Raw genomic sequence first — 19,620 nt, forward strand, 5'->3', positions numbered from 1 at the left:
AGCCATCGCGGCGTGACTCAAACCAAACGGCCTCCCGCGAAGCCGGGGCGGTTCAACTGACCATTCCCTAGGTCGTCCATTTTGGACAGCCTGAAGCTCCCGTAAGCCGGGCGGACAGCACGCGACTGCTCAGCTCGGCATGCGGCGCACACTGGGCACGTACAGGCAACGCCATGGCGTAGTGCTGGCCGGATGAGTTCTTGCCAGCGGCATCGGCACTCAGACCGGGAGCCTCACCTTCTCCACCCACTGCTTCAGCTCCGAGGCCCGCCTGCCCTCCGAGTAGATCCGGTAGGTGATGCCGAGCGGAGCGTGCCCTACCAGCCGGGCGGCGATTTCTTCGGGGCAGTTGGCCCGCTCCAGAGCGGTCGTGAACGCCTTGCGCAGGGAATGGAAGGTCTTACCCTTGGGCATCTCGATGTCCCGCATGAGCCGCCCGTAGCGCACCGAGAGGGCACTCGACAATACACCCTGCGGGGCCACGACGTCCTTCAGCTTGGGATGAACGGGGACCACTCGGGCGGCGTTGTCGGTCTTCCCCGATTTCAGGACGAAGCACTCAACGCCGTGCAGCATCTCCCGTTCGGCCCGCAGGCACTCGTCCAGACGGAAGCCCGTGTAGATCGAGATCAGGAAGGTGGGGCGCAGTTCGTCGTCGTCCGCAACTGCGGCGTAGGCCTGCTTCAGCTCATCGTCAGTGTAGTGCCCATGGCTAGTGGCTTCCCGCCCCTTCGTGCTCGCGGCCTTCTGCAGGTCCTCGAACGGGTTACGCGGCGGGTCTTCTTCCTTCCGATGCGCCCACGACCAGAGATGCGACATCACCGTGGCGTACCGCTTCACGGTGTCCTTCGCCTTCCCCTCGGCGACACCCTCCAGCCACTCAATGGCCTGCTTGCGGGTGACCCCGTGGATCGCCTTGTCTCCGTGCTTGGCCTGCCACAGCTTGACCGTCGTCTCGTAGTTTTTGGTGGTCGTAGCGTTGCGCTTCGGGTTGGCCGCTAGGTAGTCCTTCAAGGTGTCCGAGAGCGGGTCCAGCTCCTTGGCGTGATCCTCGACAGCGCTCCAGACCTCTCGGCTCGTGACGCCCTCCTCCTCCAGCCGCTCGACAAGGGCGTCTAGCGCGGGGTTCCGCATCTCCTCACCGTCGAACGCGTTGACGACGAGGGCCGGCCCCACTTCCTCCCGCAGCTTGGCGCGAAAGGCCGCATAGGACGCCTCGGCTTCCGTCATCGCCCCAACAGGCTTTCCCTTGTCGAGCGCCTTGGCGAACCTCACCTTGGCCGCAGAGAGCACATCCCAGCGCCGCTCACGGGCTACACTGATGTCCGAGGTGTCGAGCGCCTTGCGGAAGTAAGGCCCCATCTCAGGCCGAAGCTTGTTCGGCACGGGGATGCGGGCGTACCAGCGCGAACCGATGAGCTGCAGATAGCGGGTGTCTGATCTGGGCGTGGCCTTCGGGCGCGTCATGGCCCCATGACTACCGAGAGCGGCAGCCTGTAGGCAAGGCCTGTAGGCAACGGAAGTGCCGGTACGGCCTAAGTGATGGCGCTCCCTAGGGGACTCGAACCCCTGTTTTCGCCGTGAGAGGGCGACGTCCTAGACCGCTAGACGAAGGGAGCAGCGCTGGCCGAGGGCGCCTATGTAGTCGGACAACCGCGGCCCTGCAACAGCTTTTTGCATAGCGACGGCATAAAGATGCCTGCCTTGCGAAAAACCCCGAGAAAGCCGCCTGGAACGCAATGAAATCCCGGATGACCACGCCGCTGGATCGCACTGCGATCGTGCTTTCGAGCTGTTTCCCCGAACATGGCCCAACGATGCGACCCCTTCGACAATCGGACAAGGCCCCATCGATCACCGGATCGGTGTCCGCGATTGTTCTTCTCGGCGCGACGCGCGAAGCTGGCTTCCCAAAGCCGGCATGTGCCGGCCCAGATGGTCGGACGGCAACAGAACCATGCCGGAATGGCGGATCGAAAGGCCCGATGGCGAGGCCACACCCGAATGGATGCGCGCGCCATCCACGACGAGCGTCGCTGAAGGCGCCCGTTCGGCAAGGGAGCTGTGGCGCGCCTCCGTCGGGCGCGCCCGCCTCTCTTTCCGGTCCGGCCTGCGCGGATTGATCGGCATCGTCTATCCGCCGAGCTGCATCGCCTGCCAGGCCGCGACCGGCGAGGCGCAGGCCCTGTGCCCGGCCTGCTGGCGCGGCATCGGCTTCATCGAGCGCCCCTATTGCGAGCGCCTCGGCACGCCCTTTCCCGTCGATCTCGGCGCCGGCCTGCTCTCCCCGGCGGCGATCGCCGATCCGCCGGTCTTCGCCCGGGCACGCGCCGTCTGCCGCTTCGACGGCACGGCCCGCGAACTGGTCCATCGCCTGAAATATGGCGACCGCGTCGAGCTCTCGCTGACGCTGGGCCGGATGATGGCGCAAGCCGGGCGCGAGCTTACCGCCGAGGCCGACCTCATTGTGCCGATTCCGCTGCACCGGACCCGGCTCTGGCGCCGGCGCTTCAATCAGGCCGCGGCTTTGGCCCGCATCGTCTCCCGTGAGGCCGGATTGCCGCTCGTGACGACGGCCCTGGCGCGGATCAGGCGGACGCGACAGCAGGTCGGGCTGACGCGCCCCCAGCGCGCCGACAATCTTCAAGGCGCGTTCCGGGTCTCCGCGACCGCGCGCGGACTGGTCGAAGGCCGGCGTGTCCTGCTCATCGATGACGTGCTCACCACGGGCGCGACGGTCAACGCCGCCTCGCGCACGCTGTTGCGGGCGGGCGCGAGCGCCGTCGATGTGTTGACCTTCGCGCGGGTCGTGACGGATGGCCGCGAAGTCACTACATGAAGCCCATTGCAACGAGAGACACGTCCTCATGCCGTCGGTCACGATCTACACCACCTCCTGGTGCCCCTATTGCAAGGCTGCCAAGGCTCTGCTGACGCGCAAGGGCGTGGCCTTCACCGAGATCGATGTCGACGGCAAGCCGGAATTGCGTCAGGCCATGACCGCCCGCGCCGGCGGGCGCACCTCGGTTCCGCAGATTTTCATTGGCGAGCAGCATGTCGGCGGCTCCGACGATATCCACGCCCTCGATGCCCGCGGCGAGCTCGACAAGCTTCTCGCCGCCTGACGCCACCCGGCGACCCGTTTGCCTTGCCGACATCCCGTCACCATCTATGACGACATGATCCGTTACGCTCTCATCTGCGACCACGCCCATGAATTCGAAAGCTGGTTCGCCTCCTCGGCCAGCTTCGACGAACAGGCGAAGCGCGGCTTCGTGACCTGCCCTGTCTGCAACAGCGCGAAGGTCGAGCGCGCAGTCATGGCGCCTAATGTCGCACGCACCGATCTCGGACCGAAGGCGCCGCAGCCGGCGGTGGAAGCTTCCGCTCCAGTGGCAGCAGCGCCCGCACCGGTTGCGCTGATCAGCGAGAAGGAGAAGGCCTTTCGCGAGATGGTGGCGGCCCTGCACCAGCATGTCAGCGAGAATGCCGAGCATGTTGGCCAGCGCTTTGCCGACGAGGCCCTTAAGATCCATCATGGCGAGGCTGAAGAGCGCGCAATCTATGGCGAAGCGACGCCGGACGATGCCCGGATGCTGCATGAGGAGGGCGTCGAGTTCCTGCCTTTGCCGCGGCTGCCGGGCTCGGGGAACTGACGCGCTCTCGGGCCGGCCCTGATCACGAAACCGCGGTCGCCATGACTTTCGTCGTCGCCGACATGACGGTTTCGACATGCAAGGCGAGTCGGCGCGAACGAAAATTTTCCGCGCGAAGCCAGAGTCTTTTTCGTTTTGTAACAAGGCGCTATCGGCCCGGTATTTCCGGCTTGGAGGCGCTCGACGGTCGCCGATGCCGCCTCCCCCCTTCCGTCCCGGATTAACTTTCTGTTAAGGAATTCGCGGTTCCTTGCCGGCAATCCCGGTTTGCCGCCCTCGGCGATCACGGGTCCGGAACTCAGGAGGTTGCCGCATGAAGCGGACCGCGATCGCTGCGCATGGTCTTCGTTCCGGTGAGAAAATCCGGCATGGCAGCAAGGCGATCCCGCTTCTGATTGTGCTCGCGGCGCCGGTTCTCGGCGCCTGCAGCCTATCCCCGGTCGAGACGGCCGCGACCTCCACCACCGCCGCTCCCGCCACGAAAGAGCCCGCCAAGGCCCGCCGACATGCGGTCGCGCTGGCCAAGGCCGATCCGCGCGAGAAGGAGTGCCTCGTCCGCGCGATGTATTTCGAATCGAACCGGTCGAGCGAATCCGGCCTGCTCGGTGTCGGCACCGTCGTGATGAACCGCGTCGAATCGGCGAAATATCCCGAAACGATTTGCGGCGTCGTCGGCGCCCCTCGCCAGTTCGCCACCGGCGTGCTCAGCCGTCCGATGACAGACAAGGTCCTGCCCAAGGTCGAGGCCATCGCCGAGGATATCCTCAACGGCCGCCGCAACGAGGCTGTCGGCGCCGCCAAGCATTTCCACATGGCCGGCCTGCGCTTCGGCTACAACAACATGCATTACGTGACTGTGGCGGGCGGCAACGCCTTCTACGTGCGGGGTGAACGCCCCGAGCGCCGCCGCATCGAGGAGCCGACGATCCAGCTCGCCTCGGCCTCCACCACCGCCGTACCGCTCACGACCGCGTCTTCGTCGGCAACGACGGCGAGCTCCTTCGCCTCGGCGCCGCTCGCCTTCGCGCCCGAGATGCCGGCCCCGCAGCGGCCGGCGCTCGAGACGCCCCTGGTCACGCTGGTCAAGAACGCCCCGTTGCCGCCTGGCCGGCCGCTCGATCTCGACCTGCCCAAGGCGCCCTTGCGCGCCCTCGTCGCCCCGCCGAAGGACGATCGCCGCGTGGCGCTGCTGCAGGCTTCCGACATCCGGGGCAGCCTGCCCTCGCGATAAGCGTCTAGCCTCCGGGCAAGACCGGCATCGTCAGCCTAACGTCGCACGGGACATCGCCGAAGCTCTGGCGTTATCTTCGCCGCAGTGCAACATTCAGATTGCTCTGCAATACGGGGAGACGCCATGACCGCGACGGACAAGGGCGGCCGGGAAACGGCCCAGCGCGATAAGCCGTGGATCTTCCGCACCTATGCGGGCCATTCCGACGCGGCGGAATCCAACAAGCTCTATCGCGGCAATCTCGCCAAGGGCCAGACCGGCCTCTCCGTCGCCTTCGACCTGCCGACCCAGACCGGCTATGACCCGGACCATGTGCTGGCGCGCGGCGAGGTCGGCAAGGTCGGCGTGCCGATCTCCCATCTCGGCGACATGCGGGCGCTGTTCGACCAGATTCCACTGGCGCAGATGAACACCTCGATGACGATCAACGCGACGGCGGCCTGGCTGCTTTCGCTCTATATCGCCGTAGCCGACGAGCAGGGCGCCGACCGCAAGCTGCTGCAGGGCACGACCCAGAACGACCTCGTCAAGGAGTACCTGTCGCGGGGCACCTATGTCTTCCCGCCGCGCCCCTCGATGCAGCTCACCACCGACATCGTCGTGTTCACGGCCAGTGAATTGCCGAAATGGAATCCGACGAACGTCTGCTCCTACCACCTGCAGGAGGCCGGCGCCTCGCCGGTGCAGGAGCTCTCCTTCGCACTGGCGACCGCCATCGCGCTGCTCGACTCGATCCGCGCCCGACCGGAAGTCTCGGCCGAGGAATTCCCCGGCACGGTCGGCCGCATCTCCTTCTTCGTGAATGCCGGGATGCGCTTCGTCACCGAGCTCTGCAAGATGCGGGCATTCGTCGAGCTCTGGGACGAGATCACGCTCGGCCGCTATGGCATCGCCGATGAGGCGATGCGGCGCTTCCGCTATGGCGTGCAGGTCAATTCGCTCGGACTGACCGAGCCGCAGCCCGAGAACAACGTCTACCGCATCCTGATCGAGATGCTCGCCGTGACGCTGTCGAAGAAGGCCCGCGCCCGCGCCGTGCAGCTTCCGGCCTGGAACGAGGCGCTGGGCCTGCCCCGTCCCTTCGACCAGCAATGGTCGCTGCGCATGCAGCAGGTCCTCGCCTATGAGACCGACCTGCTCGAATTCGGCGATATCTTCGACGGCTCGACCGTGGTCGATGCCAAGGTCGCAGCGCTCAAGGCCGCCGCGCTGGAGGAGCTTGCCAAGATCGACGACATGGGCGGCGCGCTCGCCGCCGTCGAGAGCGGCTACATGAAGATGGCGCTGGTCGAAAACGGCGCGCGCCGCATCGAGGCGATCGAGCGCGGCGAGCAGGTCGTCGTCGGCGTCAACAAGTTCACCAACAGTGAGCCCTCCCCGCTCTCGGCTGGCGACGGCGCCGTCGTCACTGTGCCGGATTCGGTCGAGACCGAGGCCATCGCCCGGCTCAAGGCCTGGCGCTCGGCCCGCGATACGAAAGCGGCCGAGGCTGCGCTCGCCGAGCTCGCCGCCAGCGCCCGCGAGAACCGCAACGTCATGCCGGCCTCTATCGCCTGCGCCAAGGCCGGCGTCACCACGGGCGAATGGGCGCAGACCCTGCGCGAGATTTTTGGCGAGTACCGTGCGCCCACCGGCGTCGATACGACGAAGCTCGGCGACGCTACCGGCCTCGCCACGGCCAAGGCCGCCGTCGAGCGGGCGACCGAGCGGCTCGGCCGCGCCCCGCGCTTCCTCGTCGGCAAGCCCGGCCTCGATGGCCATTCCAACGGCGCCGAGCAGATCGCCGTGCGCGCCCGCGATGCAGGGATGAGCGTCAGCTATGGCGGCATCCGCCAGACGCCGGAGGAGATCGTCAGCGAGGCCAGGGAGCAGCAGGCCGATATCATCGGGCTCTCGATCCTGTCGGGCTCGCACCTGCCGCTGGTGCGCGACGTCACGGCGCGCCTGCGCGTCGCCGGCATGGACGTGCCCGTCGTGGTCGGCGGCATCATCCCGCCCGATGACGAGAACGCGCTGCGCAACATGGGTGTGGCGCGGGTTTATACACCGAAGGATTTCGCGCTGGACGGCATCATCGCCGATGTCGCGGGGCTGGCGGCGAAGCGGTAGCGGGTCATCCGCACGCGCTGCGGCACTCAGTGCTGCTGCGCAGATGCGGGACCGTCATCAGGATAAGGCACCTTCTCGTCATGCGGTCCCGTGTCTGCGGCGCATCGCTTCGCGCTGCACCGCGCACGGGATGACAGCGCCCTGCCCTGCTAGACCATCCCCACGCTCTTGAGCTGCTGATAGGCCTTCAGAATCTCCTGAAGCGTACCCTCGCGCGAGCGGTCGCCGCCATTGGCATCGGGGTGGAAGCGCTTCACCAATTCCTTGTAGCGGGCCTTGATCGCGGCGGAATCCGCCGTGTCGTCCAGGCCCAGCGTGTCCAGCGCCTTGCGCGCGACGATGCCGACGCGCGATTCCGGCTGCGCCGCCTGCTGCTTGTTGCGGGCACCGAACAGGTTGAAGGCGTCATGCATGTCAGCACTCGCCTCGCCATTGGCCTTGCGCCCGCGCTGCGACATCCGCGCCGCCTTGGAATTGACGCCGAGCTTCCAGGTCGGCCGATGGCCGATCTCCTCTTGCTTGGCGTAGGCAGCGAGCGCCTCGTCATCCATGCCGGCGAAATAATTATAGGTCGCGTTATAGGCCTTCACATGGTCCATGCAGAACAGGAAGAACTGGCCTTCGCGGCCACGCCCCTTCGGCGCCCGGAACTCGCCGGCGCGCGCGCAGCCCGGATGGTCGCAACGCGGCGCGTCGCTCTCCAGCGGCGCTTCCGCGTCGGAAGCTCCGATCCTGATGCTGTCGAAAAGGCGTGAGTTGATGTTCATTATCGACGGGTTATGAGACGCAGGAGCTAGGGCCGGCAAGTGCGATGCAGCACATCGCCGAACCGACGAAACAATCATGGCAACGGTGGCGCGATCATGACCGCAATCGCTGAAAGAATCACGCGAAAGCTGACCGAGGCCTTTGCGCCACAGGAGCTGAAGGTGATCGACGAATCACACCAGCATCAGGGCCATGGTGGCTGGCGCGAAGGCGGCGAGACTCACTTCCGCGTCAATATCGTGTCGGAAGCCTTTTCCGGCAAGTCCCGGCTGGAGCGCCACCGCCTCGTCAATACGGCGCTGGCGCAGGAGCTGGCGGACCGCGTCCACGCTCTTGCAATCGCGGCGAAGGCTCCGGGAGAGGCGTAAACCCCTCTAGTGCTTCGGGCGGGCCGGCGACAGCGCGTAGACCCCAACCGAGGCCAGTAGCAGCGCAGCGAAGGCCCAGTGCAGGTTGGCGAAGGTCGTAGCCGCGTCGAGCCCGGCCGCGCGCTGCTCGGCGATGAACCAGCCGGAAACCGACTGCAGCGCCCCGGCGCCCGCGATGAAGAGGAAATTCACGAAGGTCATGCCGCGCCCGATCAGATGCTCGGGGAAGAACTGCCGCGCATGCGCCATCAGGATCGCATAGGTAAAGCCGGCCGCACCGACGAGCGAGAACAGCGCCACCGCCGTCACATGCGATTGCTGGCCGCTGAGCGCCAGCGCGACGAAGCCGAGCGCGGTGAGCAGCGTGCCCCAGGTGACGATCGCCTTGGCGCGGCCGGTGCGGCTTTCCAGCCAGCCGTAGATGAAGGCGCCAGCGATCATCGCCGCCGCCATGATCGAAGCGGCATGGCCGGCCGAGACGGGATCGAAGCCATGGACCTGTGTCATGAACGGCCCGATCCAGAGCCCGCGCGCCGTCGCGACAATGGCATAGCCCGTGATGGTCAAGGGCGCGATCAGCCAGAGCGGCTTGAGCGCCAGAATGCTGGCAAGCCCTTGCAGCAGGCCCTCGTCGGGCTTGGCCGATGCCGGCCGCGGCGGCGGGTCGCGCACCAGCGCCACCGCCAGAACGGTCGCGACGAGGAAGCCGATCGCCATCGCCATCATCGCCCCACGCCAGCCGAAATGCCCGGCAGCGATGGCGAGCGGCGCGGCGCCCGCGATATTGCCGAGCGAGCCCAGCGCGATGAACAGCGAGGTCAGCAGGCCGAAGCGCTCCGGCGCGGCATTGCGCGCGAACAGGAACAGCGAGGACATGAAGACCGGCGAGCAGCCGATGCCGATCAGCGCCATGGCGAAGGCAGCCATGGCCGCGCTGCCGGCCTGCGTAAACAGGAAGGCGCCGACGGTGCCGATCGCCATGGCGAAGGCCACCGTCCGGCGCGGCCCGAGCCGGTCAAGCGCCCAGCCGACCGGGAACTGCGCCAGCGCGAAGGCCAAGAACCACGCGGCGCCGAGCAAACCGAAGGCGGCCGGGCCGATGTTGAGGTCGGCCATGACCGGTCCGGCGATCACGCTCAGGAAAGAGCGATAGAAGATCGAGAGGACATAGGCCGGCAGCAGCGCAATGAAGACGATCACGTCGGGAGTTCCGCTTCTGCCGGCCGTTCGCAGGCTTACTTGATGCGTTCGAGCACGGAGACGTAGTTCGCGACCGCCGCCCCGCCCATGTTGAAGATGCCGCCGAGGCGCGGGCTGTCGAGCTGCATGCCCTCCGGCGCCTCGCCGGCGAGCTGCATGGCCGAGAGCACATGCATCGAAACGCCGGTCGCGCCGATCGGATGGCCCTTGGCCTTGAGGCCGCCGGAGACGTTGACCGGCAGCTTGCCGTCCTTCTGCGTCCAGCCTTCCTTGATCGCGCGGGCGCCGTCGCCTTCCTTGGTCAGGCCCATCGCCTCGTATTCGATCAGCTCGGCGACGGTGAAGCAGTCATGCGTCTCGACGAAGGAGAGGTCGTCGAGCGTCACGCCGGCATTGGCCAGAGCCTGCTTCCAGGCCAGCGCGCCGCCCTCGAACTTCAGGATGTCGCGCTTCGACATCGGCAGGAAATCCTGGACATGGGCCATGCCGCGGAAACCGACGGCGCGGCGCATGCGCAGCGCGGTCTCCGCGTCGGCCAGCACCAGCGCGGCGGCGCCGTCCGAGACCAGCGAGCAGTCGGTGCGCTTCAGCGGGCCGGCGACATAGGGGTTCTTCTCGCTCTCCTCGCGACAGAAGGCGTAGCCGAGGTCCTTGCGCATCTGCGCATAGGGGTTCGCGACGCCGTTCTTGTGGTTCTTCGCCGCGATCATCGCGAGCGCGTCGGACTGGTCGCCATGGCGCTGGAAATAGGCGGCCGCGATCTTGCCGAAGACGCCGGCGAAACCGCCCTGCACCTCGCTATCCTCCGGGAGGTAGGAGGCCTTGAGCAGGTTCTTGCCGATCTCGGGGCCGGGCGTCTTGGTCATCTGCTCGACGCCGACGACGAGCACGACCTTGGCCGCGCCGGCCTTGATCGCGCGCACGCCCTGATGCACCGCGGCCGAGCCGGTGGCGCAGGCGTTCTCGACGCGGGTGGTCGGCTTGAAGCGCAGCGCCGGATCGGCCTGCAGCACCAGCGAGGCCGTGAAATCCTGGGCCGAGAAGCCGGCATTGTAATGGCCGAGCACGATCTCGTCGACATCGTCGGCGGTGATGCCGGCATCGACGAGGGCCTCGACCGCCACCCGCACGATCAGGCTTTCGACGGTCTCGGCATCCTGCTTGCCGAACGGTGTATGGGCCCAGCCGACGATCGCAGCGCTCATGGCGTATTCTCCCTTACTGTGCAGCTACACGTTATCTTGGCAGCCTTGAGCCGCCCGGCAAGCCGGTATCCGCGCATGGTGGCCGTGCACGGATCGGCTGGCGGCTGTTCCCAGAACTAGCCGGCCCGCCCGGTCACTGCAACGCCAGCGAGAGCAGGAGCCCGACGCCGCCGACGATCATCGCCATGCCCAGCATTTCGCGCCGGCTCGTGCCCTCCGCGAACAATTTGCGCGAGGCGATCTGCGCCAGCGGCACCTCGATCAGCGCCAGCGTGCGGACATTCGCCGCCGTCGTCAGCGAGAAGCCGATGAACCAGAATTGCGAGGCGGCGGCGCCGAGGAAGCCGGCCGAAAGCGAGCGGCGCCAGCTTCTCAGGCTGAGGATCAACGCTTGCCGGTCGGCGATCAGCATATAGACGACCAGCAGCAGGGTCTGGAGCCCGAGGCCGAGCACGAGGATGGTCGAGGCGCGGATCAGGAACGAGCCCTCCGGCAGGGCCTGGATGCCGCCGCGGAAGCCGATCGCGGACAGAGCGAAGAAGGCACCCGAGACGATGCCGAACACCGCAGGCCGCAAGCCGGCACGGGTCAGCTTCTCGCCGGGCTTCCACGACACCACGATCACGCCCGCCGTCGCGATCGCGATTGCCAGGAACTTCATCGGCGTCAGCGCGTCGCCGAGCAGCAGCGCGCCGAACACAGCGACCTGCACCGGCTCCGTCTTGGTATAGGCCGTCGTCACCGCGAAGGAGCGTTCGCGCATCGCCGCCAGCATCAGGGCGGTCGCCGCGATCTGCGTCAACGCGCCCCAGAGCGTGTAACCGAGCGAGGCCATGCCGATCGCCGGCGGCAGGCGCTGCAGGCCGAGGCAGGCGAGCGCCAAGAACAGCATCGCGAAGGGCAGGCCGAACAGGAAGCGTACCTGCGTCGCGCCGACGACGCCGATGATGTCGGTCAGCGAGCGCTGCGCCAGGTTGCGCGCGGTCTGCAGGAGCGAGGCGGCGATGGTCGCCGGTATCCAGAGAAGGCCGAAAGCCACGCGACAAGCCCTAGAAAAGCAGGAGAACCCGCCGCTTGTGGACCGGCCGCCGCAGCTAGGCAAATCGCTGCGCAGAGGGTAGGTATGCATTCTAGGGCGGACGAATGCGGCGGCCGTCTCGAAATTGCCGCATGCGTCGCGTTGAACCCTGCGCCGTCGTCACCGGCCAAGCTATCCGCAAGACCGTTCCGAACAAGACAGGTTCAGACCCGCCCGATGATCGCTTCCCGCCTCGCAGCCGCCGCTTTCGTCCTTGGCGCCGTCCTGACCGGACCGGCCTCGGCTGGGACGAGCCTCGTCGTCGACGCCTCCAGCGGAGCCGTGCTGTCGAGTGAGAACGGAAGCCAGGCCTGGCGTCCGGCCTCCACGACCAAGATGATGACGCTCTATCTCGCGCTGAAGGCGATCCGGGAAGGACGCCTCGGCCTTGAGACGGCGATCCCGGTCTCGAAGCTCGCCGCAAGCCAGCCGCGCGTGAAGGTCTATGCCAAGCCGGGGTCGGAGATCACGCTCGACAACGCCTTGCGCATCATGATGGTCAAGTCAGCCAACGACATCGCCTATGTCGTGGCCGAAGGTGTCGGCGGCGACGTCCCGACCTTCGTCGCCATGATGAACGCCGAGGCCCAGCGCCTCGGCATGCGCGACACCCGCTTCGTCAATCCCAATGGCTGGGACCATCCGGACCAGCAGACCAGCGCCCGCGACCTCGCCGTGCTCGCCATGGCGCTGATGCATGATTTCTCGCGGTATTCCGACTACTGGGGCACCTCGGCCGTACAACTCGGCAAGCAGGTGATGCACAACACCAACGGGCTGGTCGGCCGCTATTCCGGCGTCGGCGGCATGAAGACCGGCTTCACCTGCGCCTCCGGCTTCAACGTCGTCGCCACCGCCAGCCGCGGCGGGCGCACGCTGATCGCCGTCGTGCTGGGCTCGACCTCGGGCACCGACCGCACGGTCAAGGCCGCCCAACTCCTCGACGAGGGCTTCGCCTCCTGGGGCGGTTCCGGCTACAGCGTCTCCTCGATGCCGCCCAGCGGCGCCCGCGCTCCCAATATCTGCGACGAAGTCCGCAACCGTGGCGGCGGTGTCGCGCTTGCCGACGATGCCGATCTCTCCGGCCCGATCGCGGCCGCCGCGACCGCGACCAGCGGCAACGATTCCGATGGCGGCCGCTTCGCCACCGCCTTCACCACCCAGTCGGCGGCGCCGCTCGCGACTCGCTCGCCGCGCGGGCGCGTCGTGCTCGGCCCCCGCGCCGAGGTAGTTCCGATGCAGGTCTCCTTCGGCCGCAGCCCCGGTTCGGCCTCCGCCCCGCTCGCCGCCAATGCGACGGCGCAGCCGAATTCGCGTGTCGCGCGCGGCACTCCGACCATCGATCCTGAAGCCCCGGTCGCGGCCGGGCTCGTCGTCCCGCCGACCCGCCGCACCGCTTCGAGCAATGGTGCGATCCCGCGCGGCACCAATGCCTTCGCGCCGACGAATACGCCGGTGCAGCCTTCCAGCGACGCTTTCGAGGCCGGTCCGCTGCGCTTGCAAGGCGCCGTGCAGGCCGGCGCAGCCAATGCCGCGAGCCTGCGCCCTGGCGCTGCCGCCGGCATCAAGCCGGCCGCACGCAATGCCAAGCCCGACAAGGCGCAGGCGGCCGCCAAGGCCCAGCCGGCAAAGACCCAACCGATCAAGACCCCACCGGCACGCGCCGTGCCGGCCAAGCCGAAGCCTGCGGAAGCCGCCGTGAAGCCGTCTGCGGCCAAGCCCGGCGCCAAGACCAAGCCCGCCAGCGACGCCTGAGGCCGGGTTGGACGCTGGGGACCCGGAGCGGGATCGCAAGAGCGGGCGCCAAGGGCTTGCCCTGGCGCTGGCTTCGGCCGCCGCTTTCGGCACCAATATCGTCAGCGCCCAGATCGCCGGGCAGGCGGGCCTTAGCGGCCCGCTCCTCGTCTTCTACCGTGTCCTGCTGATGCTCGTCCTCGTCGGCGGCGCAGCGCTCGTCTGGCGTGGTTCGCTCGCCCTGCGGCGCACAGAGCGCCAGCCCGTCCTGCTCTTCGGCCTGGCGACGGCGCTTGTCGGCATCGCCTATCTCTCCTCGGTCGCCTTCGTCCCGGTCTCGGTGGCAGCTGTGGTGTTCTACACCTTCCCGGTCCTGATCGTGCTGGCCGAACCGCTGCTGACGCCGGCCCCCTTCCGCATCGACAGGCTGGCTATCGCGCTCGTCGCCTTCCTCGGCATCGCGCTCGTCGTCGGGCCGGACCTGCACGGGCTTGATCCGCGCGGCCTCGCTTTGGCGGGGCTGGCGAGTGTCTGCGCCGCCGCGCAGTTCTTCGCGGCCGCCCGCTGCGCGGAGACGCCGACTTTGCCCAAGCTGTTCTGGTCGCATGTCGTCATCCTGCCCGTCGCCGGGCTGGTGCTGCTGGCAACGGGCGGCTTCCTGCCGCCCCAGACCTTCCTGCTCGCGCCGATCGCCGTCGCCATCACCTATGGCGGCTACATCATCGGCTTCCTGTTCCAGATCCTCGCTCTCGCGCGCGTCGCGCCCGGTCCGGCCGGCCTCGCCTTCTGCGCCGAGCCGGTCTTCGCCGTGATCATCGCCGCCTTCGTGCTCGCCGAGCGGCTGGGGCCGCTGCAATACGCCGGCTGCGCCCTTGTCATCGCCGCCATCGCCACTAATGTAATACTAGAACAAACGAGGCGGAGCGTCGTGCCTGCCTAGATCATCCCGCGCCCGCCGGGCGCGGAGAGGATGATCGATCCCATTGATGGGACATCGGATTGACCCGATGTCCTAGAGGCCCTGTGATCCATGACCGGCGACCCTGCCCGCCCACAGCCCGTTCCGCTGACCCTGCTGACCGGCTTTCTCGGCGCCGGCAAGACCACCTTGCTGAACCGCCTGCTCAAGGACCCGGCGCTCGCCGGCACGCTGGTGCTCGTCAACGAGTTCGGTGAGATCGGCCTCGACCACCTGATGATCGAGGGCATCGAGGAGAACATGATCCTCCTCGAATCCGGCTGCCTCTGCTGCACCATCCGCGACGACCTCATCGTCACGCTGGAAGATTTGCTGCGCGGCCGCGACAACGGCCGCATCGCTCCTTTCTCGCGCCTCGTCATCGAGACCACCGGTCTCGCCGACCCCGCGCCGATCCTCAACGTCCTGATCAATCATCCCTATCTCGCCATGCGCTTCCGGCTCGATGGCGTCGTGACGCTGGTCGATGCCGTCAACGGCATGGCGACCCTGGACGCCCATGAGGAGGCCCGCCGGCAGGTCGTCGCCGCCGACAGGCTGGTCCTGACCAAAGCCGAACTCACGGCTGCGGAAAACGTGGCCGCCCTTCGCCAACGCCTCGACGGCCTCAATCCGGGCGTCGCGGTCCTGCCGCCGGACATACCTGCCGCCGACCTGATCGACGCCGGGCTCTACGATCTCGCAAAGCAGCCGCATACCCTGCGTCACTGGTTGGCCGAAGACACCCTGCCCGGCCATCATCATCATCACCACCACCACGGCGATCACCACCACCACGGACACGATCACGCCCATGGGCAGGACCCGCATGACGTCAACCGCCATGACGCCTCGATCCGCGCCTTCGTCCTGACGGCGGAGCAGCCGGTCGCGCGCACCACCTTCGACCTGTTCTGGACCCTGCTGCGCTCCATCCACGGCCCGCGCCTACTGCGGCTGAAGGGGTTGGTGGACATCGCCGGCGAGCCCGGCCGGCCCCTGCTCGTCCATGCCGTCCAGCAGATCCTGCATCCGCCGATCCAGCTCGAAGCCTGGCCGGATTCGGACCGCCGCTCCCGCCTCGTCCTGATCGTCAGGGATGTCGAGGAAGGCACGGTGCGCAAGCTCTGGTCGGCCTTCCTCGGACAGGCAACGGCGCAGCCGCAAACCGCCTGAGTTCTGGCCCGTTTCTTGATCCCCGTCCTGCGAGCCACAGGGCGCGCCTGCGCGCCTTGTCATTCCGGCACAGCCATGCGCCGGAACGATCCAGGAAGGGTACGGGCGGATGAGCACGATCAGAGCTCTGGCGGCGACCGAAGGCAGCGCGGCGGCGGCCCTGCCGAACCTGCCACCTCCCCATCCCGACGCAGCGATCTATAGCGAGTTGAGAGCGCTCGGCGCCTGCGATTCCATCCGTCCCGAATGGGCTGACCTTGCGAGCCGTGCACTCGAAGCCAATCCCTGCCTCGAGCCCGGCTTCGCGCTGGCCGCCGCGCAGCATCTCGTGTCCTTCCGCGATGCCGAGCTGATGCTGCTCTGGCAGGGTCACCCGGGCTCGGAGCGGCGCCGCCTCGTCGGGCTCGTTCCTTGCCGGACGCGCCGCCGCCTCCTTGCGCCCGATACGCTGGAAGGCTTCGCCGATCCGCGCCTTCTGAACGGCACGCCGCTGATCGACCGCACCTTCGCCGCACCCGCGCTCGCCGCCTTTCTGCGCGGCTGGCGTGGGCTCAGTCATGCCGCCGCAGCGTTCGCCTTGCGCGGCATCGACCCCGCCGGCGCCTTCGCCGCGACGCTGTCGCGCGTCGCCGCGGGCCATGGCGTGGCGATCGGCTGGCAGCCGCTCGTCGGCCGCAGGCTCGAACTGCCGCCGACCGCCCGCATCGCCACCTCCGACGAAACCATGCGTGACAGAGGCCGCCTCGTCCTCGCCGAGGCCACGAACCAGGCCGACCGGCGCGATGCCGTCGAGATCCTGCTGGCGATCGAGGCCTCCGGCTCGCGCGGCCGGGCCGGCAAGGCGACGTTGCAGGACACCCGCGAAGCCGGCTTCCTGCGCAGCATGAGCCGCGATCTCGGCCGGCAGAAGCTCTGCCGCATCGCTGTACTCGTACTGGAAGAGAGACCGATCGCCGCCGCGCTCACCCTTGGAAAGGGCGCTTCCTGCTGGCTCTATCATGGCGTCGGCGACGAGGCCTATGCCGAGCTTGAGCCCTTGCCGATGCTGCTCGCCATGATGCGCAAGGCGCAGCCTTCCCGGCAGATCCTCCTGCCCGGCGGCCTGCCGCTGTTCGGCGCCCGCGACGAGGCTTTCGGCACGATCACCCTGACCCGGCGCCCGCAGCAGCGTCCGCGCCGGCCTGCCGATCTCGCCATTCACATGCGCGAGCGCCTGGCCCGCGCGCTGTTCAGGCCTCGGCCCGCAGCAATCGACGGATGATCTTGCCTGTCGTTGTCAGCGGCAGCTCGTCACGGAAGGCGATCTCGCGCGGATATTCATGGGCCGACAGCCGCGCCCGCACGAAGCTCTGAAGCTCCGAGACCAGGGCCTTGGAACCGCCATGGCCGGGTTTCAGCACGACGAAGGCCTTGACGATCTCGGTGCGCAGCGGGTCGGGCTTGCCCACCGCCGCCGCCAGCGCCACCGCCGGATGCCGCAGCAGGCAATCCTCGATCTCGCCCGGCCCGATACGATAGCCGGACGAGGTGATGACGTCGTCATCGCGGCCAATGAAGCGGACATAGCCGTCCTCGTCCTCGACGCCTTCGTCGCCGGTTGTCATCCAGTCGCCGACGAATTTCGCCGCCGTCGCCTCCGGATTGCGCCAGTATTCCAGGAACATCACCGGGTCGGGCCGGCGCACCGCGATCTGGCCCTCCTCACCGGCGGCGCAGACCGAGCCGTCCGGCCGGATGATCGCGACCTCATGGCCGGGCACCGCTTTGCCGATGGTGCCGGGGCGGCTGACGCCGATCGCCGCACTGGAAGCGAGCACGAGATTGCACTCGGTCTGGCCATAGGCCTCATTGATGGTCAGCCCGAGCGCCTCGCGCCCCCATTCCAGGGTCTCGGCGCCCAGCGCCTCACCCGCCGCGGCGACGGTGCGCAGGTTCAGGTTCCAGCGCCCCTGCGGGCTGCCCGCGCCGCGCATCATCCTGAGCGCGGTCGGCGGCACGAAGGCGTTGCGGATGCCGAGATCCTGGATCAGCCGATAGGCCTCCTCCGGCTCGAACCGCGTCACCGGCCGCGCCACCACCGCGACGCCGAAATGCAGCGCCGGCAGCAGCATGTTGAGCAGGCCACCGGCCCAGGCCCAGTCGGCCGGCGTCCAGGCGAGATCGCCCGGCCGCGGCATGAATTCATGCGGCATCTGCACGCCCGGCAGATGACCGGGCAACACGCGATGACCGTGCAGCGCGCCCTTCGGATTGCCTGTCGTCCCCGAGGTGTAGATCATCAACGCGGGATCGTCCGGCGTCGTCTCGACCGGGGCGAAATCCGGGCTGCCCTCGGCCAGCAGGGCATCCCAGCCTTCGACCGCGCCATCGGCGCCGTCGGTCGAGATGCGCAGGGCGAGCTCCGGCAACGGCTGCGTGATCTGGCCGAGCTTCGTCAGCCCGCCGGCATTGGTCACCACGACCTTGGCGCCGGAATCGGTCAGGCGGTAGGCCAGCGCATCGACCCCGAACAAGGCCGCCAGCGGCACGGCGATAGCACCGAGCTTGTAGGCCGCGAGATGCGCCGTCAGCACCGCCCGCCCCTGCGGCAGCAGGATGGCGATGCGGTCGCCCCGACCGATGCCGCGCGCACGCAACGCATTGGCCAGGCGGTTCGAATGCTCGCGCAGCCAGCCGAAGCTGACCGGACTCACCTGCCAATCCGTGGAGACCTCGATAATGGCAGGACGGCCCGGCTCGGCGGCAGCCCAGCGGTCGCAGACATCGACGGCGATGTTGTAGCGATCCGGAATGCGCCAGCGGAAGCCCTCGCGCAGCGCGGCGTAATCGGTCAGGTCTGGCAGGATCAAAATAGATGTCCGATGGGAGGCGCGGCACGATAGGCAGGCCGTTCCCCCCTGTCACCCACGTCTTGCGTATCATCTCCCAGCGTAACGATGCGCTCAGAACATGCGTTCGCTGGCAGGCGGAAGGTAAGCGTCGGTGAAGGCGTCGCCCGCCCGCGCCTTGTCGCGGAACGCACCCGCCAGAGCGAGCTGGCCCAGCGCCTGCGTCCAGCGCTCGCGGTCGATACCACCCAGCCCGTGAGCCCGGACATAGGGAGTCAGCACGTTGCGCTCGATCACGGCGGCGAGCTTGTCGCGCTCGACATCGGCCTGGGCGCTCTCGTTGCGGCGCAGGACGAACTGCGCACCGGCGCCCGGATTGACGGCGACGTCGCGGATGCCCCGCATCACGGCGCGCACCAGCCCGCGCACCGCATCCGGCTTGCTCGCGAGGAGCTTGCCGGAGACGATCACCGCGCTGCCATAGAGCACGAGACCATGCTCGGCCATTTCCATCAGCACGATATCGTCGCCCGGCACGCCGCGCGCCTTCAGGGAAACGGCGGTGGAGGGACCGAAGGCGAAGAGCGCATCGATCTCGCCGGAGGCCAGCATCGGCTCGCGCACCGGCAGGCCGATGGTCTCGATCCTGATCTTGCTGTCGTCGATCTTGTTGAGGTTCTTGAACAGCGGCCACTGCGCGAAGCTGGCATCGATGCTCGCGGTGCCGAGCTTGCGGCCTTCGAGGCTCGTCGGTGCGGTGGTGATGCCCCGGCTCTTGCGGCCGATCAGGGCGTAGCCCGGCCGGTCATGAACGATCATCACCGCCTTGAGATCGGAACTCGGGTTCTCGTCGCGGAAGCGGATCAGCGCGTTGATGTCGCCGAAACCGGCATCCTGCGCACCCGATGCCAGCCGCTGCAGCATGGCGCGCGCGCCATTGCCCGGCTCGATCACGACATCGAGGCCCTCGGTGCCGAAATAGCCTTTGTCCTGCGCCGCGAGGAACGGCGCCGTCAGCGCATCGAAGCGCCGGTCCAGCGCGAAGCGGACAGGCGTGGTGCCCTGCGCGCGTGCCGTGCCGACGCCCCCGACACAGGCCGCCACGGCTCCCACCGCCAGCTGCCCGAACCCGCGTCGGCACAGCATCGAGGAACGGAAGAGCGAAGCGATCGGCATGTCTGGCCTCCGGGCGCCATGCTGTCTGGGGCACGGCATGTCCGTGCTCCAGCCTTCCTGACATCATAAAATGTTGAAATGCCGTCAACATGACGGAAGTTCCGTCACGATTTCAGATTGCGGCCGGTCCTTG

Annotated in this window: 17 protein-coding genes and 1 tRNA gene; 10 read left to right on the top strand and 8 right to left on the bottom strand. The window is 67.9% G+C overall.

The window, feature by feature from the left end:
• Positions 1–219: 219 nt before the first annotated feature.
• The gene (locus tag NUV79_RS15440) at positions 220–1,467 is read right to left on the bottom strand and encodes a DUF6538 domain-containing protein (RefSeq protein WP_257733988.1); all 1,248 of its coding nucleotides are present in this window, start codon (positions 1,465–1,467) and stop codon (positions 220–222) included.
• A 76-nt stretch (positions 1,468–1,543) separates the two neighbouring features.
• Positions 1,544–1,619 (bottom strand) — tRNA-Glu (locus tag NUV79_RS15445).
• A gap of 389 nt (positions 1,620–2,008) precedes the next feature.
• Between NUV79_RS15445 and NUV79_RS15450 the strand changes: the two genes are divergently transcribed.
• The 5 genes from NUV79_RS15450 to NUV79_RS15470 all read left to right on the top strand — a co-directional run bounded on the left by NUV79_RS15450 (position 2,009) and on the right by NUV79_RS15470 (position 6,996).
• A complete protein-coding gene (locus tag NUV79_RS15450; protein ID WP_257733989.1) occupies positions 2,009–2,839 on the top strand; it encodes a ComF family protein in 831 nt (276 codons plus the stop codon).
• Between the two features lie 28 nt (positions 2,840–2,867).
• Positions 2,868–3,125, top strand: coding sequence for a glutaredoxin 3 (gene grxC, locus NUV79_RS15455; RefSeq protein WP_257733990.1), 258 nt, complete (start codon positions 2,868–2,870; stop codon positions 3,123–3,125).
• A 54-nt stretch (positions 3,126–3,179) separates the two neighbouring features.
• Positions 3,180–3,656: a DUF1178 family protein gene (locus NUV79_RS15460; protein ID WP_257733991.1), complete on the top strand. Its 477-nt coding sequence runs from the start codon at positions 3,180–3,182 to the stop codon at positions 3,654–3,656.
• A gap of 313 nt (positions 3,657–3,969) precedes the next feature.
• On the top strand, positions 3,970–4,887 hold the full coding sequence (locus NUV79_RS15465) for a cell wall hydrolase (RefSeq protein ID WP_257733992.1): 918 nt from the start codon (positions 3,970–3,972) through the stop codon (positions 4,885–4,887).
• 123 nt (positions 4,888–5,010) lie between these two features.
• A complete protein-coding gene (locus tag NUV79_RS15470) occupies positions 5,011–6,996 on the top strand; it encodes a protein meaA (RefSeq protein ID WP_257733993.1) in 1,986 nt (661 codons plus the stop codon).
• A gap of 149 nt (positions 6,997–7,145) precedes the next feature.
• Here the strand turns inward: NUV79_RS15470 and NUV79_RS15475 are convergent, their stop codons facing one another.
• Positions 7,146–7,763 carry a J domain-containing protein gene (locus NUV79_RS15475; RefSeq protein WP_257733994.1) on the bottom strand — a complete coding sequence of 206 codons (618 nt, stop codon included), beginning with the start codon at positions 7,761–7,763 and terminating at the stop codon, positions 7,146–7,148.
• Positions 7,764–7,859: 96 nt separating this feature from the next.
• Here NUV79_RS15475 and NUV79_RS15480 point away from each other — a divergent pair, with 96 nt between their 5' ends.
• Entirely contained in the window at positions 7,860–8,132 is a 273-nt protein-coding gene (locus NUV79_RS15480) for a BolA family protein (RefSeq protein WP_257733995.1), read from the top strand.
• Between the two features lie 6 nt (positions 8,133–8,138).
• Here NUV79_RS15480 and NUV79_RS15485 read toward each other — a convergent pair whose 3' ends face one another.
• From NUV79_RS15485 to NUV79_RS15495, 3 genes are all read right to left on the bottom strand, one after another.
• Positions 8,139–9,332: an MFS transporter gene (locus tag NUV79_RS15485; RefSeq protein WP_257733996.1), complete on the bottom strand. Its 1,194-nt coding sequence runs from the start codon at positions 9,330–9,332 to the stop codon at positions 8,139–8,141.
• Positions 9,333–9,367: 35 nt separating this feature from the next.
• Positions 9,368–10,537 (bottom strand): acetyl-CoA acetyltransferase, encoded by a 1,170-nt coding sequence (locus NUV79_RS15490; protein WP_257733997.1) that lies wholly within the window; start codon positions 10,535–10,537, stop codon positions 9,368–9,370.
• Between the two features lie 133 nt (positions 10,538–10,670).
• Positions 10,671–11,576, bottom strand: coding sequence for a DMT family transporter (locus NUV79_RS15495; protein ID WP_257733998.1), 906 nt, complete (start codon positions 11,574–11,576; stop codon positions 10,671–10,673).
• A 216-nt stretch (positions 11,577–11,792) separates the two neighbouring features.
• On the opposite strand from NUV79_RS15495, the gene NUV79_RS15500 reads away from it, so the two are divergent.
• The 4 genes from NUV79_RS15500 (at position 11,793) to NUV79_RS15515 (ending at position 16,744) form a co-directional block, all read left to right on the top strand.
• Positions 11,793–13,370, top strand: coding sequence for a serine hydrolase (locus NUV79_RS15500; RefSeq protein ID WP_257733999.1), 1,578 nt, complete (start codon positions 11,793–11,795; stop codon positions 13,368–13,370).
• 7 nt (positions 13,371–13,377) lie between these two features.
• Positions 13,378–14,289, top strand: coding sequence for a DMT family transporter (locus NUV79_RS15505; protein ID WP_257734000.1), 912 nt, complete (start codon positions 13,378–13,380; stop codon positions 14,287–14,289).
• A gap of 90 nt (positions 14,290–14,379) precedes the next feature.
• A complete protein-coding gene (locus tag NUV79_RS15510; RefSeq protein WP_257734001.1) occupies positions 14,380–15,483 on the top strand; it encodes a CobW family GTP-binding protein in 1,104 nt (367 codons plus the stop codon).
• Between the two features lie 109 nt (positions 15,484–15,592).
• Positions 15,593–16,744 carry a GNAT family N-acetyltransferase gene (locus tag NUV79_RS15515; protein WP_257734002.1) on the top strand — a complete coding sequence of 384 codons (1,152 nt, stop codon included), beginning with the start codon at positions 15,593–15,595 and terminating at the stop codon, positions 16,742–16,744.
• Here NUV79_RS15515 and NUV79_RS15520 read toward each other — a convergent pair.
• On the bottom strand, positions 16,713–18,329 hold the full coding sequence (locus NUV79_RS15520; RefSeq protein WP_257734123.1) for an AMP-binding protein: 1,617 nt from the start codon (positions 18,327–18,329) through the stop codon (positions 16,713–16,715). The genes NUV79_RS15515 and NUV79_RS15520 overlap by 32 nt on opposite strands.
• Positions 18,330–18,425: 96 nt before the next feature.
• The gene (locus tag NUV79_RS15525) at positions 18,426–19,487 is read right to left on the bottom strand and encodes an ABC transporter substrate-binding protein (protein WP_257734003.1); all 1,062 of its coding nucleotides are present in this window, start codon (positions 19,485–19,487) and stop codon (positions 18,426–18,428) included.
• Positions 19,488–19,620 lie beyond the last annotated feature (133 nt).

The organism is Allobosea sp. 47.2.35, from assembly GCF_024655635.1.
In the GTDB taxonomy this organism is placed as follows: domain Bacteria; phylum Pseudomonadota; class Alphaproteobacteria; order Rhizobiales; family Beijerinckiaceae; genus Allobosea.